Below are 23,487 nucleotides of genomic sequence, written 5' to 3' on the forward strand. Positions count from 1 at the left end.
AAGGCCGGGCCTGCTTATAGGATTCAGGATGTTTACCCATGCATGACAGCGACAGCCTCAAGGACTACCCCCAGGTACGGCAACTGGCGATCCGCTCGCTGTTCGAGATCATCGAACAGTCCAGCGAAGGCACGGTCATTGTCGACCGCCAGGCACGCATCGTCTGGATGAACGAACGCTACGCCCGGCGCTTTGGCCTGGCCGATGCCGCCAGTGCCATCGGCCAACCCTGCGAAGCGGTGATCCCGGGCAGCCTGATGCGCGAGGTGGTCAGCAATGGCCGGCCGATCCTGCTGGACATGCTCGATACCCCGAACGAGCCACTGGTGGTCATGCGCCTGCCCATCCATGACGACCGGGGTGCACTGATTGGCGCCATCGGCTTTGCCCTGTTCGATGAACTGCGCAGCCTGTCGCCGCTGCTAAAACGCTACTCCAGCATGCAGCAAGAACTGGCCTCGACCCGCTCGCAGTTGCGGGCTCGCCAAGCCAAATACAGCTTTGCCCAATTTGTCGGCAGCAGCGCTGCCAGCCTGGAGGCCAAACGCCGCGCCCGGCGTGGCGCCAGCAGTGATTCACCGGTGTTGCTGCTAGGCGAAACCGGCACCGGCAAAGAGCTGCTGGCCCACGCCATCCACGCCGCGTCGGCACGCGCGCACAAGGCGTTTGTCAGCATCAACAGCGCGGCCATTCCCGAGACGCTGCTGGAAGCTGAATTCTTCGGCACCGCCCCCGGCGCCTTTACCGGCGCCGACCGCAAGGGCCGCAGCGGCAAGCTGCAACTGGCCGAGGGTGGCACGCTGTTTCTCGACGAGATCGGCGACATGCCGCTGGCCCTGCAGAGCAAGCTGTTGCGGGTACTGCAAGAAAAGGAATACGAGCCGGTAGGCTCGAACCAGATGCTACGCAGCGATGTGCGCGTCATTGCCGCCACCTCCATCGACCTGCCCGCCGCCATCGCCCGCGGGGCGTTCCGCGCCGACCTGTATTACCGGCTGAACGTACTGCCGATCGAGGTGCCGCCGCTGCGGCAACGCCTGGAGGACCTGCCAGCGCTGTGCGAGGCCATCCTGGGTGAACTGGGCAGCCAGTACGAGCTGGAAGCCGAAGCGCAGCAGTTGCTGGCGCGGCATGCGTGGCCGGGGAATATTCGCGAATTGCGCAATGTGCTGGAGCGGGCCACCTTGCTCGCGGATCAACCGCGGCTGGGGGCTGCGGATTTGCGTGCGGCACTGGGGCCATTGAGCCCGGTGGCGGCGCCACCGGTGCGGCAGAGCTACCGTGAGGCGTGTGCGGAATTTGAGTGCAGGTTGATTGCCGGGGCATTGGCTGAGCATCAAGGAAATGTGCCAGAGGCTGCAGCCGCGTTAGGGTTGGGGCGGTCGACCTTGTACAAGAAGATGGTGGCCCTGGGAATTTCGTCTCCGATTTGAGACTGATGTTTCTGATCTGAGATCGCTGCCAGGGCTTGTTCCTGTAGGAGCGGCCTGGGTGTCGCGATAGGCCACAAAGCGGCCCAGCAATCTCAAGATAGAGACAAAAATTCAAAAAATAACAAAATATCTATGTAAATCAATACCTTAAAAACTGGCACGATTCCCGCTATCTCCTGCTCACCGATAAAAACAAGACTCACCCAGGAGACCCACCCCGATGACCGTGCTCATCGCCCTCGCCGCGCTCGCCCTGCTGATGCTCGCGGCCTACCGCGGTTACAGCGTAATCCTCTTCGCCCCCATCGCCGCCCTCGGCGCGGTACTGTTCACCGACCCGTCCGCCGTGGCCCCCGCATTCACTGGGGTGTTCATGGAGAAAATGGTCGGCTTCATCAAACTCTACTTCCCGGTGTTCCTGCTGGGCGCAGTGTTTGGCAAGCTGATCGAGCTGTCCGGCTTTTCCCGTTCGATCGTCGCCGCCGCCATTGGTGTGCTCGGCACTCGCCAAGCAATGCTGGTGATCGTGCTGGTTTGCGCCCTGCTCACCTACGGCGGCGTTTCGCTGTTCGTGGTGGTGTTCGCGGTGTACCCGTTCGCCGCCGAGATGTTCCGCCAAAGCAATATCCCCAAGCGCCTGATCCCGGCCACCATCGCCCTGGGCGCGTTTTCGTTCACCATGGACGCCCTGCCCGGCACCCCGCAAATCCAGAACATCATCCCCAGCACTTTCTTCAACACCACCGCCTGGGCCGCGCCTTGGCTGGGCCTGATCGGCACGCTGTTCGTGTTTTGCGTAGGCATGGCGTACCTGCAACGCCAGCGCAACAAGGCCCAACGTGCCGCTGAAGGCTATGGCAGCAACTTGCGCAACGAACCCGAAACCGCCGCCGACCTGGCCTTGCCCAACCCGTGGCTGGCCTTGTCACCCCTGCTGCTGGTGGGGGTGATGAACCTGCTGTTCACCCACTGGATCCCGCAGTGGTACGGCCCCAGCCACAGCCTACAATTGCCCGGCATGAGCGCGCCGGTGCAAAGCGACGTGGCCAAGCTCACCGCCATCTGGGCGGTGCAGGCGGCGTTGCTGGTGGGCATCCTGATGGTGCTGGTGTGCGCCTTCGGTGCCATTCGCACACGCCTGGCCGAAGGGACCAAAAGCGCGGTGGGCGGCGCCCTGCTGGCGGCCATGAATACCGCCTCGGAATACGGCTTTGGTGCGGTAATCGCCTCGCTGCCGGGTTTCCTGGTACTGGCCGATGCCCTGCGCGGCATCCCTAACCCGCTGGTCAACGAAGCCATCACCGTTACCCTGCTGGCGGGCATCACCGGCTCGGCCTCGGGCGGCATGAGCATCGCCCTGGCGGCCATGGGCGACAGCTTCATCGCCGCCGCCAACGCTGCCAACATCCCGCTCGAGGTGCTGCACCGGGTGGCCGCCATGGCCAGCGGCGGCATGGACACCCTGCCGCACAACGGCGCGGTGATCACCTTGCTGGCGGTGACCGGGCTGACCCACCGTGAGGCCTACAAGGACATTTTCGGTATTACCCTGATCAAGACCCTGGCGGTGTTCGTGGTCATCACCACGTTCTACGCCACTGGCATCGTCTAAGGAGCTTTGCATGACCCTCAAAGGCAAAACTGCACTCATCACCGGTTCCACCAGCGGCATCGGCCTGGGCATTGCCCAGGTGCTGGCCCGCGCAGGTGCCAACATTGTGCTCAATGGCTTTGGCGACCCGGCCCCCGCTATCGCGGCGATCGCCCGCCACGGGGTGAAGGTGATCCATCACCCAGCCGACCTGGCCGACGTGGCCCAGATCGAAGCGCTGTTCGCCCTGGCCGAGCGCGAATTCGGCGGGGTCGACATCCTGCTCAACAATGCCGGTATCCAGCATGTGGCGCCGGTTGAGCAGTTCCCGCTGGAAAGCTGGGACAAGATCATTGCCCTGAACCTGTCGGCGGTGTTCCATGGCACACGCCTGGCCCTGCCCGGCATGCGCACGCGCAACTGGGGGCGCATCATCAACATCGCCTCGGTGCATGGCCTGGTCGGCTCGACCGGCAAGGCGGCCTATGTGGCGGCCAAGCACGGCGTGGTCGGGCTGACCAAGGTGGTGGGCCTGGAAACCGCCACCAGCAACGTCACTTGCAATGCCATTTGCCCGGGGTGGGTGCTGACTCCGCTGGTGCAGAAGCAGATCGACGATCGTGCAGCCAACGGCAGTGATCCGCTGCAAGCGCAACACGATCTGCTGGCAGAAAAGCAACCGTCGCTTGCCTTCGTCACCCCCGAACATTTGGGTGAGCTGGTACTATTCCTGTGCAGCGAGGCCGGTAGCCAGGTTCGCGGTGCCGCCTGGAACGTCGATGGTGGCTGGTTGGCCCAATAACGGCTAGCTTGGGCCTGGCGGCGGTCTTGCATTCGTTTATCTGCAAGGAGGCCCTATGCGCCCAACCCCAATCACCGCGATTCTGGCCCTGACCCTGGCGGCTGCCGCGCAAGCGTCAGCTGCCAGCCTGAAAGACATCGCGCCCTACCCTGAGGCGGAAAAAGGCTTCAGCCGACAGGTCATCCACCTGCCGGCCCAGGCCGATGAATCGGCCTATCAACTGGAAATCCTCGCCGGCAAGACCCTGCTGGTAGACTGCAACCGCCAGCGCCTGGGCGGCAGCCTGGAGCAACGGACCCTGCAAGGCTGGGGCTACAGCTACTACCGCCTGGACAAGGTCAACGGCCCGGCCAGCACGCTGATGGCCTGCCCCGATGGCAAGAAGACCGAGGCCTTCGTGCCGGTGGTCGGTGAAGGCTTCATGCTGCGCTACAACAGCAAGCTGCCGGTGGTGGTGTATGTACCCGAGGATGTCGAAGTGCGCTATCGCGTCTGGTCCGCGTCGCAGGACGTGCAAAAAGCTAAAGTAGAGTAAACAGCCCTCACCTGTGGGGTGGCCTCGTGTCGCGGCCTTTCGCGACGCAAGGCCGCGCCCGCAATCGCCTCATCCCGGCTCAATCAGGCATAATGCGTCCTTTTTGCCCCTGAAGCACAGGTACCCCATGAAAGCCCAAGCTCGCCACATCCTGGTCAAGACCGCTGACGAAGCCGAAAAGCTCAAGCAGCGCATCACCAACGGCGAAGCTTTCGATGTGCTCGCGAAAAAGTTCTCCACCTGCCCTTCGGGCAAGCGTGGTGGCGACCTGGGCGAGGTCCGCCCAGGCCAAATGGTCGGCGCCATCGACCAGGTCATTTTCAAAAAGCCTCTGCGCGTGGTGCACGGGCCAATCAAGAGCAAGTTTGGCTATCACCTGGTGCAAACCTTCTATCGCGACTAATAGCCAAGGGCCACCTAGCATTTTTGCCAGTTGTCCCGCCCTCACGCATTACATACAACTCAGGCAGGGCCGAAGCGGCCTGCACCAGCGTCGCTTCAGGTAGTGGACCCGTTAAACAACACGGACACCTGCCTATGCGCTGCCCTCGCCTGCTGTTGCCGGTTGCACTCCCCCTGCTCACACTGCCGTTGCTGGCTCATTCGCAATCCTTAACGGTTTCACCGCCTGACAACCTGGGCGCCGTCGTCCAAACCGACGCTGACGACGAGTTCACCATCAGTGGCGGGACGGTTCAGTCATTGCAGCAAGGCAATGGCAGAGACAGGTACACCATGAGTGGCGGTACGCTAGAAACGTTGAATCAAGGCGGTGACATGGACGTGTTCGTCATGACCGGCGGGACCATCACCGGAGCGTTTGAAGATGGTGACACCGCCTGGTTCAAAGGCGGCAGCATTGGCCGAGTAGACCTGAAGCTGGCTGATAATTACTTTGAGATGTCCGAGCAGCTCGGCGTCAGTGCTGTGGTCATTGGCAACGTGGTCAGTGGTTTTGGCAACGACATTTTCTTCATCCTGGGTGGCACCATTGGCGGCAACCTCAGCACCAGCGGCGGCATGGACATCATCTGGATCAACGACGGCACGTTGATAGGCAGCGTCCTGGCCAGCGCGGGTAAGGATGTTTTCAAATGGTCGGGCGGTAGCATCGGAGGCCGGGTTGACCTAGGCAATGACAATGACACCGCCACCGTCAGCACGCTCGACCTCAGCCAATCGACAGTGCCCATGGACGGCGGTACCGGCACCGACACGCTTACGTTCGAGCAGGCCCGAGTCGGCCAAGGCGCCTTGTACCTCAACTGGGAGTCCATCAACCTGGCTCAAGGCAGCGCGTTCACCCTCAACGACACCTTGACCTTGGGTGACCTCGGCGCCGACCAGTCGCGGCCCATCGCCGCCACGGGTACCGGTAGCCTGCAGATCGATGCGTCCAGCACATTGATCAGCCGCCAGGGCAGCATTATCAGCATCCAGCGTGGCAACAAGGTGTCGGTTAGAAACGCCGGCACCATCGACCTGAGCCGTGGCAACGATGCAAAGGGCCGCCTGAGCATCCAGGGTGATTACACGGGCGACAACGGCACGCTACGTCTGAACAGCGTGCTCGCCGGGGATAACGCCGCCTCTGACCGCCTGGTGGTCAGCCAAGGCACCATCAGCGGCGCCACCCTGTTGCACATCAACAACCTCGGTGGCGCGGGTGCAGCCACGGCACAGAACGGTATCCAGGTCGTTGAGGCCCGTGACGGCGCCATCAGCACCGCTACCGCCTTTGTGCAGACCCAGACCCTATCGGTGGGCGCCTATGACTACCGGTTGTTCAAAGGTGGGGTAACGGCTGGCAGCGAAAACAGCTGGTACCTGCGTTCGACCCTGGTCGCGGCCCCCGCTCCGGCCACTGTTCCACTACCCGGAACGCCGACACAACCCACGCAACCCGGCGAGCCCCCCGTGATCGCCCCGGCAGCAACCCCTCCGGTAGCGGCGCCTGCCCCCGGCCAGGTCGACCTGCCCGCACCGGTCCAGGGCGAAAGCCTGCCACTGTATCGCCCGGAAGTTCCGGTCTATGCCGCTGCCCCCCGGGGCGCGGCGATCATTGCCCGCCAGGCCTTGGGCACATTCCACCAGCGCCAAGGCGACCAACAGTTGCTGCAAGGTGAAGGCGCCCTGCCCGCCAGCTGGGGCCAGGCGTACGGCGGTGCGCTGCGCCAGCAATGGAGCGGCACGGTCAGCCCGAGCTTGGACGGCGACTTGTACGGCTTCAAGGTGGGCCAGGACCTTTACGCCAAGGTTGCCGACAGCGGTTACCGTCAGCATGTCGGTGTCTATGTCAGCCACAGCCGCCTGGACGCCGACGTCAAAGGCTTCGCCCTGGCCATGGAGGATCGCAGCGTCGGTGACTTGCGGCTCGATGGCGACAGCGCCGGCGCCTACTGGACACTGGTCGGGCCACAGGGTGCGTACCTCGATGCGGTGCTGCAGTACACCGACCTTGATGGCCGGGCGCGCTCGAGCCGGGGTGACAAACTGGATCTCGACGGCTACGCCTGGGCTGCTTCGCTGGAGTCTGGCAACCCCATCGCGCTGTCCGAACGCTGGAGCCTGGAGCCGCAAGCCCAGCTGATCGCGCAACAGGTCTCGCTCGACACCGCCAGCGACAGCGTCTCGCGTATCAGCCACGATGCGCAGGTAGAGCTGACCGGCCGCCTGGGGGTGCGACTTGAGGGTACTTTCAGCGGGACCAGCGGGCGCCTGTTGCAGCCCTACGCGCAGATCAACCTGTGGCACGGCGACGGTGGCCGCGACACCTTGACCTTCGATGACGTCGACAAGATCAACACCGACTACCGCTACACCTCAGTACAGTTTGAGGGCGGCGTGGTGGCGCAGGTCAACGAAGCGCTGAGCCTGCATGGCGGCGTGCAGTACACCACCAACCTGGACAGCCGCCAGCAGGAAGCCAGCGGCGGTGTCATTGGCTTGCATTTGCAGTTTTAGCGCCGCGCAGCCAGCAGACCGAGGCCGGCGCAGCCCAGCAAAGAGGCACTGACCCGGTTGAACAGCCGACGCGGCCCGGGCTGGCTGAACCAGCGCTGCAGGTAGGCGCCAAGGCCGGCGTAGATGGCGATGGCCGCCCACTCCAGCAGCAGGAACAACACCCCCAGCCAGAGGAACTGCTCACTCACCGGGGTGGCGCTGCCGACCGAGACGAACTGCGGCAAGAAAGCAGTGAAAATCAGGATCGCCTTCGGGTTGCCGGCTGCCACCCAAAACTCCTGACGCGCCAGGCGCCAGGTGCCTCGCGGATGATCAGCAGCCACCAGCGCCTCACCCACCGGTGCACGCCACAGCTGCCAGGCGATGTAGAACAGGTACGCCGCCCCCACCACCTTGATAGCCAGGAACAGGTATTCGCTGGTGTGCAGTACCACGGCCAGGCCCAAGGCCGCCAGGGCGATCATGCCGCTGAAGGCGACGAGGCGCCCGCCACCCGCTACGCACGCCGTACGCAGGCCATAGCGGCTGGCATTGTGCAGCGACAGCAGATTATTCGGCCCTGGTGCCATGTTCAGGGCAAAGCAGGCGGGGATGAAAAGCAGCAGGCTTGAAAGGTCCATTGTTGTTTTCCTTTGGCAACAGGCGTCTATTTCGGCGTGTCACATGCCTTACGGTCAAGCTACAGCCAGGGGAAAAAACTGTATGGGTGCGCAGGTCTGTTAAGCTTGCGGCCATACCGAGGACCCTGTGATGCCCCGCTCCCACGCCGCGCTATGGCGCGACCCGGCCCTACCGCATGTCGAAAGCCGCCGCGCCTGCCAAAGTCGGGCCTGCTACAAGGCCCACAGCCACCCGACGTTTTCCATCGGTGCGGTGGATGCTGGCGTCAGTCACTTCACGGGCGCCGGTGACGGGCAGCAACGCCTGACACCCGGTACGCTGGTAATGGTCCCGGCGCGTCGCGTACATGCCTGCAACCCCGAGCCTGGGCAGGCGTGGAGCTACCAAATGCTGCATGTGGCTGCCGACTGGCTGGCGCAGCTGCGCCTGGAGTCGGGGCTGGGCGGTGCCGGCCCCGGCGAGCCGGCCCGTATTTGCCGCGAGCCGGCGGTGTATCGCCAGTTCTGCGAACTGAACGGGGCGTTGTTTTCCAGTGCCAGCATCGCAGAGAAGGATGCTGCGCTGATTGCCTTTCTAGGCGACTTGGACTTTTCCGCGCATGCGCCGCTGGCAGCGGCACCGGCTTTGGGGGCGAGCGCGTTGAGCGGGTTGCTCGCACACATCGAAGGCCAGGACCCCGCGCAGTTGAACCTCGACGCACTGGCCCGCAAGGCGGGGCTTGGGCGTTATCAACTTATCCGTGCCTTTCGTGCAGCCACTGGGTTTACCCCGCATGCCTATCTGCTCAATGCCCGGGTCAACCGCGGCCGACAGCTACTGGGTGAAGGGCAGCCGCTGGCGGAGGTGGCCTATCGGCTCGGGTTTGCCGACCAGAGCCATTTCCAACGAGTGTTCAAGGCCCATGTGGGGGTAACGCCAGGGCAATACCGGGGCAACTAAAGACCTGCTATGCGGCCAACCGCGACACCGGGCCGCGCCTACACCGCGTCGGCTGGTTGGGTTTGCAATATTGTTCAATACGGTGTGAACGCCGCAGGGCAGAGTTGGCCTTTTCCGCCAGAGCAGCCTCATGCAGCAATTCCTGATTATCGCCCTCGCCCACTTCCTCGCCCTGCTCTCGCCCGGCCCGGACTTCTTCCTGGTCGCGCGTACGTCCGTCAGCAGCGGCTGGCGGGTCGCCAGCGGTGCCTGCCTGGGAATCGCCCTGGCCAACGGCGCGTTCATCGCCATGGCCTTCACCGGCTTGTCGGTGCTGCAGGAAGGCACCCCGCTGTTCACGGCCCTGCAGCTGGCCGGGGCCGGCTACCTGCTGTATATCGGCGTGCTGTTCATGCGCCACGCGGGCCAGGTCGGGCTGGCGGCAGTCACTGGCAACCTAGCTGTTCAAGGCTGGTGGCGCGGATTGGGCAGGGGTTTGCTGTCCGGCATACTCAACCCCAAGAACGCCCTGTTCTATGCCAGCCTGGCCAGCATGGTCGCCAGCACCAGCGCCCACTGGAAAGCGGCCTATGCCCTGTGGATGTTCAGCATTGTGCTGCTGTGGGACCTGCTGGTAGCCGTAGCCATTGGCAACCCGCTGGTACTGCGCCGTTTCGCCCGCAGCCTGCCATGGCTGGAGCGCGCTTCGGGGGTCATGCTGGTGCTGTTGGCCGTGGCGTTGTTGCTGCACCTGGTGCGGGGCTAACCAGTTGCAGCGTGGCCAAGTCCATGAGGCTGAAATGGCCGTTGGCCCAACCGCCGGTGTCCAGGTGCCAGACATTGCCCAGCTGTTTGGCCTGCAACACCGGTGTGTGGCCGACCAGCAAGGCTCGCAAGCCATTCACCGGCCGGTTATCGTCTTTTTTCAAGCGCCGCCGCGACCACTGGCACACTTCCCGCACGTCGGGGTCGTCATCCAGCTCCAGGCAACTGCGCAGTACGTCCCAGTCGGGAAACGGGCTGTCGGCATGCAGCAAGCCAACCAGGCCCTCGGCAGTTTGCACCTCGATAGCCAGCGGCAACTGCTCGAAGCGTTCCACGAAGCGCAATTGCTCAAGGTACGGCAACTCAAGAAACCAGCCGCCCCCTGCCGCACGGTACATCTCCAGGTCCAGCCGCCCGCCCCGCAGCCGGGTAATCGCCAAAGCTTCATGGTTGCCCTGAACAGCATGGAACCAGGGCTGTGCCAACCACGCCAACGCAGCATCGCTGTATGGCCCCCGGTCGACCAGGTCGCCCACGCTGAACAAACGGTCCACTGCTGGGTTGAATGCCACGGCTTCCAGGCACTGAACCAGGCGCTGGAAGTGCCCATGGATATCCCCCACCGCCAGGTCCCGCCCCCGGGTGTTGGCAGCTAGCCGCCGAAACCGTTCCATTACACTCTTCCTCTGCTGGTGCCGCGGTGCCAGGGGTAAAATGGAAATACACCCAACTCACTCCGGAGGTGCATCATGCGTACCGCCCACGTGTGTGCTGTGCTCATGGTGCTGTTACTGAACAGCATGGCACAAGGTGCCCCGGCCGCGCAGGTCGAGGTGCGTTTCGACCACCCAGAAACGTTCCGTGATGCCAGCCTCGACAACCACGGTTACGCGCGGGGCGCCGATACCTATGTGATGAAAACCCTGAGCCAGTACCTGCAAAAACTCGGCCAGCGCTATTTGCAAGCGGGCCAGCAGCTGGTTATCGACATCCGCGACATCGACCTGGCCGGGCGTTTCGAGCCCTGGCACAGTCAGGCTTACGATGTACGCTTCATGCGCGAAATCACCTGGCCGAGCATCGACCTCAGCTACACCCTCAGCCAACCGGGCAAACCCGACCAGCAGGCCCAGGAGCGGGTCAGCGACAAGATGTACCTCAGCCGCCCCGGGCGGGTGGCCAGCAGCAGCGACCGCCTGTATGCCGAGAAGGCCATGCTTGACGACTGGTTCCGCCAACGCTTCGCCGTGGCCCCGGCCTGCTGAAAAACCCTTCCCTGGTACAGGTGTTGGTGCCGATAGTATGCTCGGGCTCTCAACCTGCGCCAAGGAAGGGGTTTTCATGAAGCTGTGCGCCGTGCAACTGGCCTCGCTCAAGGGCGATGTGCAAACCAACCTCGAACGCCACCTGGCCTGCATCGAGCAGGCCGCGGCCCTTGGCGCCGAACTGGCAGTGTTCCCTGAACTGTCGCTGACCGGCTATGAACCCACCCTCGCGCGCCAAGCCGCGCTGCCGGTTAGCTCCGCGCGGCTGGACCCGCTGCAGGCAGCCTGCGACCGGCTTGGCATCACCGTAGCCGTGGGCCTGCCACTACCGACACCCGATGGCATCCGCATCGGCATGCCAATTTTCAGCCCTGGGGCACCGCGCCAGGCCTATGCCAAGCGGCGCCTGCATGATGACGAGCTGCCTTGGTTCACCCCAGGCGATCAAGCCGTGCTGCTGCAGGTAGGAAAGCAGCGGATAGCGCCTGCGATCTGCTACGAATCGATGTTCATGGCGCATGCTGCTGCGGCCCGGGAACGCGGCGCCGACCTGTACCTGGTCAGCGTGGCGAAAACGGCCAAAGGTATCGGCGAAGGTTATGCGCACTACCGCGAGGTCGCGCGCGAACTGGGCATGCCAGTATTGATGGCCAACTGTGTCGGCCCGGCCGACACCTTCATCGGCGCCGGTGGCTCGGCGGCGTGGGACAGCCACGGGCGCTTACTGGCCAGCCTGGATGACCAGAGCGAAGGGCTGATCGTGCTGGACACCACCACCGCGAGCGCCTTGGCCGTGCCCCTGGGCTGATCCATGGGCGCTACTGCAGCGTTACAGGTCCAGTGCCAAACTTTGCCGGCCTTCTAACGCCAGCAAATACTGTTTGGCTGCCAGGCCGCCAGCAAAGCCGGTCAGGCTGCCCGACGCACCGATCACCCGGTGGCACGGGGCGATGATTGAAATGGGGTTACGGCCGTTGGCAGCGCCTACCGCACGCACCGCGCTGGGGTTGCCTATCTGGCGGGCGATATCACCGTAGCTGCGGGTTTCACCAAACGGTATCGCCAGCAGCGCGGCCCACACCTGGCGCTGGAATTCGGTGCCGGCAAAATCCAGCGCCAGCTCGAAGCGCTGCCGTTTGCCGGCAAAGTACTCGCCAAGCTGGCGGGCGGTTTCCAGCAGCACCGGGCACTGGTCGTCGCGCTGCAGGGTGCCGAGGCGCACGCGGTTTTCGCGCTCTTCTTCCCACAGTACGGCTGCCAGGCAATCGCCACGGGCCACCAAGGTCAAGGTGCCGACAGGCGACTGCATCAAGGTGAATGCACTGGACATAAACGGGTTCCTGCCAGGTTGCGATCCACGCACTGTACGCATCTACAGCCCTGCATGCACCCGCTTTCTTGCTCAGGTAATCGCGCAACCGGCAATGGGGCGCAATGCGCCCCCAAAGCGCAGGCTAAGTCCAGCACTCGGCCTGGCGAATGCGCTTCTTGTCGATCTTGCCCACGCTGGTCTTGGGGATCTCAGCCACACAGCGTAGTTGGCGCGGTATCGCCCATTTGTTCAGGTGCCCGCTGTCGACAAACGGCTGCAGGTGCCTGGCCAACGCAGCTTGGTCAAACTGCTGGCCGTCACAACATACCACCAGCGCCAAGGGTTGTTCCCCCCATTGCGGGTCGGGGATGCCGATCACCGCCACCGACGCGACAGCCGGGTGCTGGCTGATCAGGTTCTCCAGTGCCACCGAGCTGACCCACTCGCCGCCGGTCTTGATCACATCCTTGATCCGATCACGAATACGCACCACACCCGCCGAGTCGATGCACGCCAGGTCGCCGGTGTGCATCCAGCCCCCCAGCCACAAGGCGGCGCCCTGCTCCGGCTCATGCAGGTAGCCTTGGGTCAGCCACGGCGCACGCACCACGACTTCACCCAGGCTTTCGCCATCGTGTGGCAGCGCATTACCGTCAGCGTCGACAATGCGCAGGTCTACCAGGGCAATCGGCACGCCCGCATCGATACGCAGCGGCAGCTGCTGCGCCAAGGGCAATGCCAGCAGGTCGGCGCTGAGGTGGGTGATGCTGAGCAGCGGGCAGCTTTCCGACATGCCGTAGCCGCAATGCACGCTGATACCGCGTTCGCTGGCGCGTTGCGCCAGGCCCAGGGTCAGCGCGCTACCGCCCAACAGCATTTTCCAGCCAGTCAGGTCGCCGCGCCGCCCTTCTTCGCTGTCGAGCATCATTTGCAGCACCGTGGGCACGCAATGGGAAAACGTCACGCCCTCGTCGCGGTACAGGCGCACCAGGCGGTTAGGCTCGTAGCGCCCAGGGTAAACCTGCTTGATGCCCAGCGCCGTGGCCACATAGGGTACGCCCCAGGCATGCACGTGGAACATCGGCGTAATGGGCATGTACACGTCGCCGCTGCGCAGCAATGGCACCTCGCCGCACGCTGCCAGGATGCCCTGCTCGACCAAGGTATGCAGCACCAACTGCCGGTGGCTGAAGTACACGCCCTTGGGGTTGCCGGTGGTACCGCTGGTGTAGAACAGCGTGGCAAGCGAGTGCTCGTCGAAATCGGCAAAGTCGAACTGCGGCTCGGCAGCCGCCAGCAGCCCTTCGTACTCGCCCAGCAACGGCACACCCTGCGGTTCAGGGCCACCGTCGCTAAGGCGGATGAAGCCCGTGACCGTCGGCAAGTCATCCTGCAACTGCGCCATCAACGGCAGGAAGTCATCATGCACCAGCACCAGGCGGTCCTCGGCATGGTTCATGGTGTAGCGCACCTGTTCGGTAGACAGCCGCACGTTCACTGTGTGCAGCACCGCGCCGAGCATCGGCACGGCAAAGAAGCATTCCAACGCACGGTGGCTGTCCCAATCGAGCAAAGCCACGGTGTCGCCAGGCTTAACCCCAGCAGCGGTCAGCACATTGGCCAGGCGTTGGATGCGTTCGAGCAACGTGGTGTAGCTGTAGCGCAGCTTGTCGGCGTAGACGATTTCCTGGTTGGGCTGGTAGCGCACGCCTGATAACAACAGGCGCTTGATCAGCAACGGGTAGGCGTAGGCCTGCTCGGCGGCAGGCATGATGCGGGTGGTTATCATGCTGGCGGCCTTCACAGTTGCCCAGCCTCGAGCAGGTACAGGCTATCGCTACCGGCCCTGACACTGGCGCTGAGCGAGTGGATGCGCGGCAGCAGGCGCGCGAAGTAGAACTGCGCGGTGCCCAGCTTGCTGTGGTGGAACGGCTCGGGCGCCGCATGGCCGTGGCACACCACGGCCATGCGTGCCCACAGGTAGGCGTAGAAGGTGTAGCCAAATACCTGCAGGTATTCCACGGCCGCCGCGCCAAGCTCGCGCGGGTTGCCCTGGGCCCGGTCGAGCAACCAGGCGGTCAGCTCGTCGAGGTTGCGCACGGCAGCAAGCAGCGGCGCGCTGAACTCGGCGCACGCCGCAGGCAGTGTCTGGGCAAAGGCGGTTATTTCTTCGGACACGCTGCGATAGGCTTGCCCACCATCGCCAAACAGCTTGCGCCCCACCAGGTCGAGGGCCTGGATGCCATTGGTGCCTTCGTAGATTTGAGTAATCCGGCAGTCGCGAATCAACTGCTCCTGGCCCCATTCTCGGATATAGCCATGGCCACCCAGCACCTGCTGGCCGTGCACGGTGGTTTCCAGCCCCATGTCGGTCAGGAAGGCCTTGGCCACTGGCGTCAGCAACGCCACCTTGGCCTCGGCCTGGGCGCGTGCGGCCGGGGCTTCGCTGTACTTGGCCACGTCCAGTTGCAGCGCCACGTAGGTAGAAAACGCCCGCCCGCCTTCGTTCAGCGCTTTCATGGTCAGCAGCATGCGCCGCACGTCCGGGTGGACGATGATTGGGTCGGCAGTGTGCCCCGGCGCTTCGGCGCCCGTCGGCGCTCGGCCCTGTTGGCGATCACGGGCATAGGCGATAGCGCCCTGGTAAGACCGCTCGCCCAGGGCCAGGCCCTGAATACCCACGCCCAGGCGCTCGTAGTTCATCATGGTGAACATGGCGTTGAGGCCCTTGTGCGGCTCACCGACCAGGTAGCCGATGGCGCCGTCGAAGTTCATCACGCAGGTGGCCGAGGCCTTGATGCCCATCTTGTGCTCGATCGACCCACAACTCACCGCATTGGCCTCGCCCAGCACCCCCTCGGCGTCAACCAGCACCTTGGGCACCAGGAACAGCGAGACGCCCTTGGGGCCGGCAGGCGCATCCGGTAGCCGTGCCAGCACCAGGTGGATGATGTTCTCGGTCAGGTCCTGCTCGCCGCCGGTGATGAAAATTTTGGTACCGCTGATGCGGTAACGGCCATCGGCAGCCGCTTCGGCGCGGGTACGGAGCAGGCCCAGGTCGGTGCCGGCGTGAGGCTCGGTGAGGCACATCGAGCCGGTCCAGCGCCCTTGGTACATGGGCGGCAGGTACAGCGCCTTCAACGGCTCGCTGGCATGGTTGAGCAGCGACAGGCAGGCCCCGGCTGTCAACATCGGGTACAGGCCAAACGACAGGTTGGCGGCATTGAGCATTTCTTCGAGCTGGGCACCGATCACTTTTGGCATGCCCATGCCACCGTATTCCGGGGCACCGGCCACACCCACCCAGCCATCGGCGGCAAATGCCCGGTAGGCGTCGGCAAAGCCGTCGGGGGTATACACCTGGCCTGCCTCCCAGCGGCAGCCTTGCTCGTCGCCGCTGCGGTTGAGCGGCGCCACTACCTCGGCAATCAGCCGGCCGGCCTGTTCGAGCACGGCCCGGGCAGTGTCGCCATCGACCTGTTCGGCCAAGGCGGGGGTTTGCGCCCACCAGGCTGGGATGTCGAACACTTCGTTGAACAGAAAATCCATGTCGCGCAGTGGCGGAAGGTAATCAGACATGAGGCGAGCACTCGGTTTCTTGGGTTTGCGAAAGCGGCGTGGCCGAGGCTTCGGCAGGCGCCGGGGCGGCCTGGCCACGCAGGAGGAAGTGCGACAACGCAGGGATCAACACCAGCGCGCCGAGCATGTTCCACAGGAACATGAAGGTCAGCAGCAGGCCCATGTCGGCCTGGAACTTGATCGGCGACCAAGCCCAGCCGACCACGCCGGCGGCCAAGGTAATGCCGACCAGCCCGACCACCCGGCCAGTGAAGGCCACGGCTTTCTGGTAGGCCTGGCCCAGGCTCAACCCGGCGCGCTGGTAGTGCAGCTGCACGCTCAGCAGGTACAGCGCGTAGTCCACGCCAATGCCAACGCCCAAGGCGATCACCGGCAAGGTGGCGACCTTGACGCCGATGCCCATGGCTACCATCAGCGCTTCACACAGCACCGAGGTGAGCATCAGCGGCAGGATCGCCACCAGCGTGGCGCGCCAGCTGCGGAAGGTGAACAGGCAAAACAGCGTCACTGCCAGGTACACCAGCAACAGCATGCGATGGTTGGCTTCGCGGACCACCACGTTGGTGGCGGCTTCGATACCGGCGCTGCCAGCGGCCAGCAAGAACTGGTGGTCGGCATTGCTGTTAGCCTGGGCGAAACCTTCGGCCACGGCGGCTACCTGGGCCAGCGTGTCGGCGCGGTGGTCCTTGAGGTAGGCGATGACCGGCATCAGCGAGCAGTCGTTGTTGAACAGCTCCGGGGCGTTGACCGAGGCCTGCTGGGCCGCGTAGTTGAGCACGTCCTGGTTGCGCTGCAGGCTGTTCAGGCGCGGGTTGCCTTCGTAGGTACCGGCGGTGATCTGGCGCACGGCGTTGGCCAGCGACACGGTGGTTTGTACGCCCGGTAATTGTTGCAGCTCCCAGGCCAAGCGGTCGGCCAAGACCAGGGTCTGGTATTGCAGGCAGCCTTCAGGGGCGGTTTTGACCATGACCGCGAAGGTGTCGCTGGACAGCGCGTAGTGCTGGGTGATGTAGGCGTTGTCGAGGTTGTAGCGCGAATCCGCGCGCAGCTCGGGCGCCCCGCTGTCGAGGTCACCGATTTTCAGCTGCAGGCTGCCCCAGGTGCCGAGGGCGGCCAGCACCAGGGCCACCAACAACGCGGCAGTGGCCCATTTGCGTTCGGTGAAACGGTCGAGCAGGTCCCACAGGCGGCCAAAGCCACGATGCTGGGCTGCGCGGGCATCGATAAACAGGGCCCGTTCGGCCGCCTTGCGGCCTACGCCGACGTAAGACAGCGCCACCGGCATCAGCAGCAATGAGGTAAAAATCAGCACTGCCACACCAATGCTGGCGGTGATGGCCAAGTCCTGGATCACCGGGATGTCGATCAGCATCAGCACGGCAAAGCCCACGGCATCGGCCAGCAATGCAGTCACCCCCGCCACGAACAGGCGGCGGAAGGTATAGCGCGCCGCTACCTGGCGGTGGGTACCGCGGCCGATGTCCTGGAGAATGCCGTTCATCTTCTGCGCCGCGTGGGATACACCAATGGCGAAGATCAGGAACGGTACCAGGATCGAATACGGGTCGATGGCGTAGCCCAGCCAGGCGACAATGCCCAGTTGCCACACCACCGCGGTCAACGAACACAACACCACCAGCAGGGTGCTGCGCACACAGCGGGTATAGCAGTAGATGATCACCAGGCTGGTCAGCACCGCCAAGGCGAAGAACGCCATCACCTCGATCAGCCCGTCGATCAGGTCGCCCATCAGTTTGGCGAAGCCGATCACATGGATGCGGTACTGGCCGCTGGCCTGGTACTGGCTACGCAATTGCTCGAGCTTTTGCGAAAAGGCGTGGTAGTCGAGGCCTTTGCCAGTAGCCGAGTCCTGGTCGAGTAGCGGCACGATCAGCATGCTTGACTTGAAGTCACGCGCCACCAGGCTGCCGACAATGTTGGCGCGCTCGATGTTCTGGCGCAATTGCTCGATATCACCCGCCGCGCCCTGGTAGCCGTCGGGCATCACCGGGCCGCCCTGGAAGCCCTCCTCGGTGACCTCGGTCCAGCGCACCGCCGGGCTCCACAACGACTTTACCCAGGCCCGGTCCACGCCCTGGCTAAGGAACAGTTCGTCGTTGATATGGCGCAGGGTCTGCAGGTAGCCCGGGTCGAAGATATCGCCCTGGGTGTTCTCCACCACCACCCGCACCGCATTGCCCAAACCACGCAGTGATGGGCGGTTTTCCAGGTAGTTCTGAATGTACGGGTGGCTCTGCGGCAGCATCTTGTCGAAGCTGGGGCGCAGCTCCAGGCGCGCCACGGCCATGTAACCCAGTACCAGGGTCGCCAGCAGCATGCACAGCAGGAATGGCAAGCGATGGTTGAACACCAGGCGCTCCAGGCGGTTGCCCGAGCGTGGGTCGAAATCGTCGAGGTTGCTGATCACCGGAAGGGTGTCTTGGCGGGTAGCGGCCATCAGGGTCTTCTCTTGTTATGGGTGCAGCGTGGGGTTACCGGCCTGGTTGCGTACGCCCCGCTCGCCAACCAGCACCAGGCCGTTGCCGGTGTCGGTGGTGAGCGCGGTGACCGGGCCACGGGCGCTTTGCGGCACCGGGCGGAAACTGGCGCCGTCATCCTGGCTGAGCAGCACATCGCCGGCCTGGCTGGCCAGCCACAGCTGCCCGGCACGGTCAACGCCAGCGGCGGTGAGGCTGGTGTTGATGCCGGTGGTGACCGGTTGCCATTGTTGGCCACCGTCGGTGCTGCGCAAGGCATGCCCGCGCAGGCCGTAGACCAGCACTACGCCGGGCTTGCCGACCGCGCCGAACAGGGTGCCGGCATACGGTGTTGCGACACGGGTGAAGCGCTCACCGTCCTGCTTCAGTAGCAGGCCCTGCTCGCCAGTGATGTACAAGTCGTCACCCACTGCAGCCAAGCTGGTCAGGTGCAGGCCTTGCGGGTTATCGCTGTGCTCGAGCCAGGGCTGCCAGTGCTCGCCACCATCGACGGTGCGCAACAGCAGGTTGAAGACACCCACTGCAAAGCCGTGGCGGGCATCGCTGAACCACACGTCGAGCAAGGCATTGTCGCTGCCGGTGCCCGGCAGTTGTTCGGCCAGCGCCCGGCCATCCAGTTGCTTTTGCCAGTGCACGCCGCCATCGCTGCTGTGTAGCACCACGCCATCGTGGCCGACCGCCCACCCCCGTTCGGGTGTGGCGAAGCTTACGGCGTTCAGGTCGGCGCTGACCGGCACCTGGGCCTGCTGCCAGTGCGCGCCGTTATCATCGGAATACACGATGTGCCCACGCGGGCCCACCGCAACCAGGCGCTGCCCGGCCAGGGTTACATCACGCAAGGCGCTGCTGGTGACCAGCGCACTGGGCCTGGCGGGCAGGTCCAGCACATCGCTGAAGGGCGCCGCCTGGGCCGCGCCCTGCAGCGTGGCCAAGGCCAATATCACCACGCTGCATCGTTTAAAAACAGACATTGCCACCTCTGCTCGGTGCGTTCAGCGAATGCCGTTGCCGGCCAGCGACTCGGGCGACCACTGGGTTTTCGACAGCGGCTCGATGTAGCGGATACCGCCGTAGGCACCAACCACGCCGTTAAGGTTGTAGGTGCCACCGATCAAGTCGTAGATCATGAACGGCGTGGCATCTGGGGTCTGTTTGTCGTAGCTCTGGGTCAGGAAGGCGAACGAGCCGCGGTACAGCTGACCACGAGCGTCGTACTGGTCCGAGGCCAGGGCCATCCAGCTGTCTTCGTCAAGGTAGAAGCGGCGCTTGTGGTAGATGTGGCGCGCACCGTCCTTGAGCTTGCCTTCCACTACCCATACCCGGTGCTTCTCCCAGCGCACGAACTGTGGCGCCAGGTGGTTAGGGGTGATCACCTGCTTGACGTCGGTGTTGTAGGTCAGCTGGTAGGTGTTGTACGGCACGTACATTTCCTGCTTGCCGACCAGGGTCCAGTCGTAGCGGTCCAGTGCACCGTTGAAGACGAACACGTCATCGTAAGTACCCGAGCCCGAGGTGCCTGGGTTGGGCGTGTCGTAGGCCAGGTTGGGCGCCAGCTTGACCCGGCGCTGGCCTGGCAGGTACTGCCAGGCACTGCGTGGCTGTACCAGCGGGTTGGCGGCATCGCGCAGCATCATCGCTTCGCCGGCACGGCGTGCGGGCCCGGTGTACACCAGCTTCATCTGGTAGTAGGTGTCCTTGGCGCCGATCGGCTTGCTCATGTCCTCGTAGATCGGGAAGCTGATGTTGGCCTGGCCGGTGGTCGACAGCGATGGCTTGCCCGCGGCATCGACGTTCCACGAGTCATACTTGGCGGTCATGCTCACGCCTTGATAGCGCAGCAGGAAGTTCCACATGGCCTCCGCGCCGTTCTGCGGAATCGGGAACGGGATGCCCGGCAGCACGTTGTCCACTGCCGTGCCGCCTTCCTTGCTATTGGCGCCGGTGGCGTTCTTGCGGGTGTTGTCGAGCACCGCCTGGGGCAACGCCACGCTGCGGTGGGTGGGGTACACATCGACCCGGTAGCTGGGGTAGCGCTTGAGCAGTTCCAGGGTGGTGGCGGTCAGCTGGCCTTTGTATTGCTCGGCGTTCTTGCCATCGATGACCAGCAGCGGCTTGTCACTGGCAAACGGGTCGGGGCGCATGCTGGCGCCGCTCTGGTAGCCAGCCGGCGGTGTCAGCAGGCCGCCTTGGTAGGCTGGGATGGAGCCATCGGCATTGCCGGCCTTTTCCGCGCCAATGGCGGTCAGGCTGGTGCCCAGGCGCGCGGCCTGGTCAGGGGAAACGGCGGCCTGAGCTGCGTTCAGGGCGGCCAACGACAGGCACGAGGCCAGCAGGGTACGTACGAAATTCATGATGGTTGTCTTCCTGTGTAAGCGGTAGGAAACATGACTCAGAAGGTCGTCTTGACGGTCAGGTACAGGGCGCCACGGTCCTCGGTGGTAGCACCACCGCCGGAGAAGGAGGCGTAGCCGCCGCCGTAGCAGGTGTAATCCTGTTCGCCGTCCAGGGCATTGGGGGTGCTGCCGTCGGTCTGGCCGTCCTTGCAGGCCTTGGTCTCACCGAAACTGTCGACGTACTTGAGGTCGACGAAGTACTGGTTGTAGATGGCGGCACTTACGCCCAGCGCGTAGTTGCCGGTGTTCTCGGCGCCACCGCCCTGCACTGGCGATACACCGTCGAGGCCAACGTTGACCGACAACGGCATGCTCAGGTCCATGCCGGGCAGCACCTGGTACCAGGTGGGGGTGAAGTTGACGGCGATGCCCCAGTTGTCGCGGGTAGCCTTGTCGATGCCGCGGTAGCTGCTCTTGCCCTTGTACAACGCCTCGTTGTGGCTATCGAGCTTGAGCAGGTTGCTGTAGAACAGCTCGCCGAGCAGGGTTGCCGAGTCGAATAACGGCGTGTCGCCGAGGGTCATCAGGCCGTTCAAGGTCCAGTGCAAGGTATCGCCAGTAGCGCCCATGCCGTCGCCATCGTTAGGCACGTCGTAGATCACCCCGCTGCTCGGCAGGCGTGCTGGCAGCAGGCCAAAGCCGCCGCCCAAGCCGCCCTGGCCTGGCGAGCTGACGATTGCCGGGATGCTCGCCAGCGGCATGTTGTGGCGGATGTTCAGGTCACTGCCGACGCTGATGCCGGCTACATCCTTGGACAGGCTCAGGCCATAGATGTCGATATTGTCGGCGTAGGCGAACTGGTACGTCGTGCTTTGCAGCGAGTTGTACAGGTTGCCCACTGCGCCCTGGCGGCTGCCCGGCGGGTTGCCGAACGGGCCATTGGCGATGGTCATGCCGCGCGCGTCGAGCCAAGCCTGCGGGAGAATCTCGGAGGTTTTGCGGTAGTAAAAGCCGAGGGTGCCGCCCAGCCACTCGGGCGACCACTTGGCCATGACGCCCCAGTCGCCACTTTTACCTGGGGTGAGGTCGTGGCCACGGCGGATGGTGGTCAGCGCGCCCTGCACCGGGATCAGCCCTGCAGTACCGGTGTGGCCGAGCAGGAAGCTCTGCGCGCCCTCGCCTACCACGTCCGAGCCGCCATAGTAGGTACCGGCTTCGGGCAGGCGGGCGGCATCCCAGTCGAAGAAGTACTGGGCGCCAAAGGTCAGTTCGGAGTTGACCAGGAACGAGGTCGACAACTGGTTGCGCGGCACGAACAGTTCCTTGGCCTCGGTGCCTGGCGAAGCCGCCAGTTTGGCCAGGTCCAGGCCAGACTGCCCGTAGCTTAGCGAGTGCACCGGGTTGAGCAGGGTTTCACCCCAGAACAGGTTGTGCTGGCCCAGCTTGGCACTGACCTGCGAGGCTTCGCCCACGTCACGGCTCATGAACACGAAGGCATCCAGCACTTCACCGGACGGGCCGCTGTAGTAACGCTGGGCGTAGTTGCTCAGGTGCGGGCTGCCCAGTGGCACGCCGGTGCCCGGCAGGCCATTGAGGCTGGGGTTGATGCCCGACTGGTCACCGTTGCCGTTGACGAACGGGTTGCTGTTGGAACCGGTGTTGTCGTAGGCCTTGTCGTACCAGCTGGCGGTGCTGACGCGAAAACCGGTGTTGCCCTGGTAAACCACGTCCAGCTCGGTCAGCAGGTCGACGCGGTTGGTGATGTTGGTGCCGGCCTTGCGGAAGTTGTAGTCACCGTCGTTGCTGTTGGGCGTGCCCAGCATGCGCTGGTCGGCGCTTTCGGTACGCACGCCGTAGTTGTACTTGACGGTGTTGTCGAAGCGCACAGCCCAGCTTTCATTGCCGGTATCCACTTCGAAGGCCTGTGCGGCGGGCAGCGTGAGCAGGCCGATGGCGCAGGCGAGCAGGCAGCGCTGTGGTTTCACAGCACGGTGAATGCGGTGTTCAGACATTACGATGGCTCCACGTATTGTTATTGTTTTCTACGCCGCCCGTCTTTTGCGGGCGTGGCTGGGGCGTCCATGCGCTATAGCGGGTTGCGGTTGTCCAGTCGGCGGACCAGGGCTTCGGCCAGCGGCCAATGGCCGAAACCGGAAGCCGGGTTAAGGTGGCCGACGGCACCCAAACTGATCAGTTCGCTGCCCCAACCGCGGGCCAGCTCTGCAGCAGCGGCGTAGCTGGCCAGGTGATCATCGCTGCTAGCGGCGACAATGCTCGGGAACGGCAGCGGCGCGGACGGTAGGGGTGACCAGCCGTTCTCGGCCAGGCTGGCCGGGCTTGGATAATGGGCAGGCCAGCGCGCATCGAGGTCCGGCGGGGCCGCCAGCAGCGCCCCTTTGATGGGCCGCTGATAGCGCGCCGCCCAGTGAGCGACCATCAATACGCCGGCGCTGTGCGCGACCAACACGACCTCGCCGTCGATCTGCTCCAGTTCGCGCTGGATCGCCTCGACCCGGGCCGTGCAGCTCAGCCCGTCGACCTGCAACGGCGGTACGCTGCGGACCTTGGCCAGGCGGTTGGCGAGGAGGGTCTGCCAGTGTTCGGCGACATGGTCGCGCAGGCCGGGGACGATCAACACGGTGGCAGTGGTTTGTAGTTTTTCCACGTTGGAACCTCGTATCGGGTGCAGCTCTTGAGGTTCACAGTAAACAGCCCGCCCTCGGGGTGCTTCACATTGGGCGTCAGGGGCTTTTCATTTGATGACAATGGCCGTGCAAGGGCTTTGCTTTTCAATTCATGACACGCAGTCTATAAACCACAAAACGCATGTCGGCTTGACCCACTACAAAAAACCGCATGGAAAACAACAAA

20 protein-coding genes are annotated in these 23,487 nt (G+C 64.0%); 10 read left to right on the forward strand and 10 right to left on the reverse strand.

Features of this window, described 5'->3' with window-relative positions; translation table 11 throughout:
* The first annotated feature begins 38 nt into the window (after positions 1-38).
* The 6 genes from DV532_RS12885 to DV532_RS12910 all read left to right on the forward strand — a co-directional run bounded on the left by DV532_RS12885 (position 39) and on the right by DV532_RS12910 (position 7,325).
* The gene (locus tag DV532_RS12885) at positions 39-1,433 is read left to right on the forward strand and encodes a sigma-54-dependent Fis family transcriptional regulator (protein WP_120715343.1); all 1,395 of its coding nucleotides are present in this window, start codon (positions 39-41) and stop codon (positions 1,431-1,433) included.
* A 220-nt stretch (positions 1,434-1,653) separates the two neighbouring features.
* Positions 1,654-3,045, forward strand: coding sequence for a GntP family permease (locus tag DV532_RS12890; RefSeq protein WP_056804110.1), 1,392 nt, complete (start codon positions 1,654-1,656; stop codon positions 3,043-3,045).
* Between the two features lie 10 nt (positions 3,046-3,055).
* Positions 3,056-3,826 (forward strand): 3-hydroxybutyrate dehydrogenase, encoded by a 771-nt coding sequence (gene hbdH / locus DV532_RS12895; RefSeq protein WP_056804108.1) that lies wholly within the window; start codon positions 3,056-3,058, stop codon positions 3,824-3,826.
* A 55-nt stretch (positions 3,827-3,881) separates the two neighbouring features.
* Positions 3,882-4,361: a serine protease inhibitor ecotin gene (gene eco / locus DV532_RS12900; protein WP_056804104.1), complete on the forward strand. Its 480-nt coding sequence runs from the start codon at positions 3,882-3,884 to the stop codon at positions 4,359-4,361.
* Positions 4,362-4,488: 127 nt separating this feature from the next.
* On the forward strand, positions 4,489-4,764 hold the full coding sequence (locus DV532_RS12905; RefSeq protein WP_056804101.1) for a peptidylprolyl isomerase: 276 nt from the start codon (positions 4,489-4,491) through the stop codon (positions 4,762-4,764).
* Positions 4,765-4,898: 134 nt separating this feature from the next.
* Entirely contained in the window at positions 4,899-7,325 is a 2,427-nt protein-coding gene (locus DV532_RS12910) for an autotransporter outer membrane beta-barrel domain-containing protein (RefSeq protein ID WP_056804098.1), read from the forward strand.
* Here the strand turns inward: DV532_RS12910 and DV532_RS12915 are convergent.
* Complete coding sequence (locus DV532_RS12915; RefSeq protein WP_056804095.1) at positions 7,322-7,945, reverse strand: LysE family translocator; 624 nt, start codon at positions 7,943-7,945, stop codon at positions 7,322-7,324. The two genes, DV532_RS12910 and DV532_RS12915, sit on opposite strands and share 4 nt — an antisense overlap.
* Positions 7,946-8,075: 130 nt before the next feature.
* On the opposite strand from DV532_RS12915, the gene DV532_RS12920 reads away from it, so the two are divergent.
* A complete protein-coding gene (locus DV532_RS12920; protein ID WP_056804094.1) occupies positions 8,076-8,885 on the forward strand; it encodes an AraC family transcriptional regulator in 810 nt (269 codons plus the stop codon).
* 130 nt (positions 8,886-9,015) lie between these two features.
* Entirely contained in the window at positions 9,016-9,630 is a 615-nt protein-coding gene (locus DV532_RS12925) for a LysE family translocator (RefSeq protein WP_056804091.1), read from the forward strand.
* Here the strand turns inward: DV532_RS12925 and DV532_RS12930 are convergent.
* The gene (locus DV532_RS12930) at positions 9,578-10,303 is read right to left on the reverse strand and encodes a metallophosphoesterase (protein ID WP_056804088.1); all 726 of its coding nucleotides are present in this window, start codon (positions 10,301-10,303) and stop codon (positions 9,578-9,580) included. The genes DV532_RS12925 and DV532_RS12930 overlap by 53 nt on opposite strands.
* A gap of 75 nt (positions 10,304-10,378) precedes the next feature.
* Here DV532_RS12930 and DV532_RS12935 point away from each other — a divergent pair, with 75 nt between their 5' ends.
* Positions 10,379-10,894 carry a DUF3016 domain-containing protein gene (locus tag DV532_RS12935; RefSeq protein ID WP_056804085.1) on the forward strand — a complete coding sequence of 172 codons (516 nt, stop codon included), beginning with the start codon at positions 10,379-10,381 and terminating at the stop codon, positions 10,892-10,894.
* Positions 10,895-10,970: 76 nt separating this feature from the next.
* Positions 10,971-11,702, forward strand: coding sequence for a carbon-nitrogen hydrolase family protein (locus tag DV532_RS12940; RefSeq protein ID WP_056804083.1), 732 nt, complete (start codon positions 10,971-10,973; stop codon positions 11,700-11,702).
* A 21-nt stretch (positions 11,703-11,723) separates the two neighbouring features.
* Here DV532_RS12940 and DV532_RS12945 read toward each other — a convergent pair whose 3' ends face one another.
* From DV532_RS12945 to DV532_RS12980, 8 genes are all read right to left on the reverse strand, one after another.
* Positions 11,724-12,224, reverse strand: a complete 501-nt coding sequence (locus DV532_RS12945) for a methylated-DNA--[protein]-cysteine S-methyltransferase (protein WP_056804080.1) — start codon at positions 12,222-12,224, stop codon at positions 11,724-11,726.
* Between the two features lie 124 nt (positions 12,225-12,348).
* Positions 12,349-13,995 carry a fatty acid--CoA ligase gene (locus tag DV532_RS12950; RefSeq protein ID WP_056805382.1) on the reverse strand — a complete coding sequence of 549 codons (1,647 nt, stop codon included), beginning with the start codon at positions 13,993-13,995 and terminating at the stop codon, positions 12,349-12,351.
* A gap of 11 nt (positions 13,996-14,006) precedes the next feature.
* Positions 14,007-15,785, reverse strand: a complete 1,779-nt coding sequence (locus DV532_RS12955; protein WP_056804078.1) for an acyl-CoA dehydrogenase C-terminal domain-containing protein — start codon at positions 15,783-15,785, stop codon at positions 14,007-14,009.
* A complete protein-coding gene (locus DV532_RS12960) occupies positions 15,778-18,243 on the reverse strand; it encodes an RND family transporter (RefSeq protein WP_056804075.1) in 2,466 nt (821 codons plus the stop codon). The genes DV532_RS12955 and DV532_RS12960 overlap by 8 nt, the downstream gene beginning before the upstream one ends.
* Before the next feature lie 15 nt (positions 18,244-18,258).
* Entirely contained in the window at positions 18,259-19,254 is a 996-nt protein-coding gene (locus DV532_RS12965; RefSeq protein WP_056804072.1) for a YCF48-related protein, read from the reverse strand.
* A gap of 21 nt (positions 19,255-19,275) precedes the next feature.
* Positions 19,276-20,634, reverse strand: coding sequence for a DUF1329 domain-containing protein (locus DV532_RS12970; protein WP_056804069.1), 1,359 nt, complete (start codon positions 20,632-20,634; stop codon positions 19,276-19,278).
* A 38-nt stretch (positions 20,635-20,672) separates the two neighbouring features.
* On the reverse strand, positions 20,673-22,628 hold the full coding sequence (locus DV532_RS12975) for a DUF1302 domain-containing protein (protein ID WP_056804066.1): 1,956 nt from the start codon (positions 22,626-22,628) through the stop codon (positions 20,673-20,675).
* Positions 22,629-22,702: 74 nt separating this feature from the next.
* Positions 22,703-23,281 carry an alpha/beta hydrolase gene (locus tag DV532_RS12980; RefSeq protein ID WP_056804063.1) on the reverse strand — a complete coding sequence of 193 codons (579 nt, stop codon included), beginning with the start codon at positions 23,279-23,281 and terminating at the stop codon, positions 22,703-22,705.
* Between the last annotated feature and the right edge of the window lie 206 nt (positions 23,282-23,487).

The organism is Pseudomonas sp. Leaf58, assembly GCF_003627215.1.
In the GTDB taxonomy this organism is placed as follows: domain Bacteria; phylum Pseudomonadota; class Gammaproteobacteria; order Pseudomonadales; family Pseudomonadaceae; genus Aquipseudomonas.

Excerpts from the sequence above, each read along its gene's own strand:
- DV532_RS12925 (WP_056804091.1), top strand. The coding sequence starts at position 9,016 with ATGCAGCAATTCCTGATTATCGCCCTCGCCCACTTCCTCGCCCTGCTC.
- DV532_RS12890 (WP_056804110.1), top strand. The coding sequence starts at position 1,654 with ATGACCGTGCTCATCGCCCTCGCCGCGCTCGCCCTGCTGATGCTCGCG.
- DV532_RS12965 (WP_056804072.1), bottom strand. The coding sequence starts at position 19,254 with ATGTCTGTTTTTAAACGATGCAGCGTGGTGATATTGGCCTTGGCCACG.
- DV532_RS12905 (WP_056804101.1), top strand. The coding sequence starts at position 4,489 with ATGAAAGCCCAAGCTCGCCACATCCTGGTCAAGACCGCTGACGAAGCC.
- DV532_RS12945 (WP_056804080.1), bottom strand. The coding sequence starts at position 12,224 with ATGTCCAGTGCATTCACCTTGATGCAGTCGCCTGTCGGCACCTTGACC.
- DV532_RS12960 (WP_056804075.1), bottom strand. The coding sequence starts at position 18,243 with ATGGCCGCTACCCGCCAAGACACCCTTCCGGTGATCAGCAACCTCGAC.
- DV532_RS12885 (WP_120715343.1), top strand. The coding sequence starts at position 39 with ATGCATGACAGCGACAGCCTCAAGGACTACCCCCAGGTACGGCAACTG.
- DV532_RS12955 (WP_056804078.1), bottom strand. The coding sequence starts at position 15,785 with ATGTCTGATTACCTTCCGCCACTGCGCGACATGGATTTTCTGTTCAAC.
- DV532_RS12975 (WP_056804066.1), bottom strand. The coding sequence starts at position 22,628 with ATGTCTGAACACCGCATTCACCGTGCTGTGAAACCACAGCGCTGCCTG.
- DV532_RS12930 (WP_056804088.1), bottom strand. The coding sequence starts at position 10,303 with ATGGAACGGTTTCGGCGGCTAGCTGCCAACACCCGGGGGCGGGACCTG.
- hbdH (WP_056804108.1), top strand. The coding sequence starts at position 3,056 with ATGACCCTCAAAGGCAAAACTGCACTCATCACCGGTTCCACCAGCGGC.
- DV532_RS12935 (WP_056804085.1), top strand. The coding sequence starts at position 10,379 with ATGCGTACCGCCCACGTGTGTGCTGTGCTCATGGTGCTGTTACTGAAC.
- DV532_RS12915 (WP_056804095.1), bottom strand. The coding sequence starts at position 7,945 with ATGGACCTTTCAAGCCTGCTGCTTTTCATCCCCGCCTGCTTTGCCCTG.
- DV532_RS12920 (WP_056804094.1), top strand. The coding sequence starts at position 8,076 with ATGCCCCGCTCCCACGCCGCGCTATGGCGCGACCCGGCCCTACCGCAT.
- DV532_RS12950 (WP_056805382.1), bottom strand. The coding sequence starts at position 13,995 with ATGATAACCACCCGCATCATGCCTGCCGCCGAGCAGGCCTACGCCTAC.
- DV532_RS12940 (WP_056804083.1), top strand. The coding sequence starts at position 10,971 with ATGAAGCTGTGCGCCGTGCAACTGGCCTCGCTCAAGGGCGATGTGCAA.
- DV532_RS12970 (WP_056804069.1), bottom strand. The coding sequence starts at position 20,634 with ATGAATTTCGTACGTACCCTGCTGGCCTCGTGCCTGTCGTTGGCCGCC.
- eco (WP_056804104.1), top strand. The coding sequence starts at position 3,882 with ATGCGCCCAACCCCAATCACCGCGATTCTGGCCCTGACCCTGGCGGCT.
- DV532_RS12910 (WP_056804098.1), top strand. The coding sequence starts at position 4,899 with ATGCGCTGCCCTCGCCTGCTGTTGCCGGTTGCACTCCCCCTGCTCACA.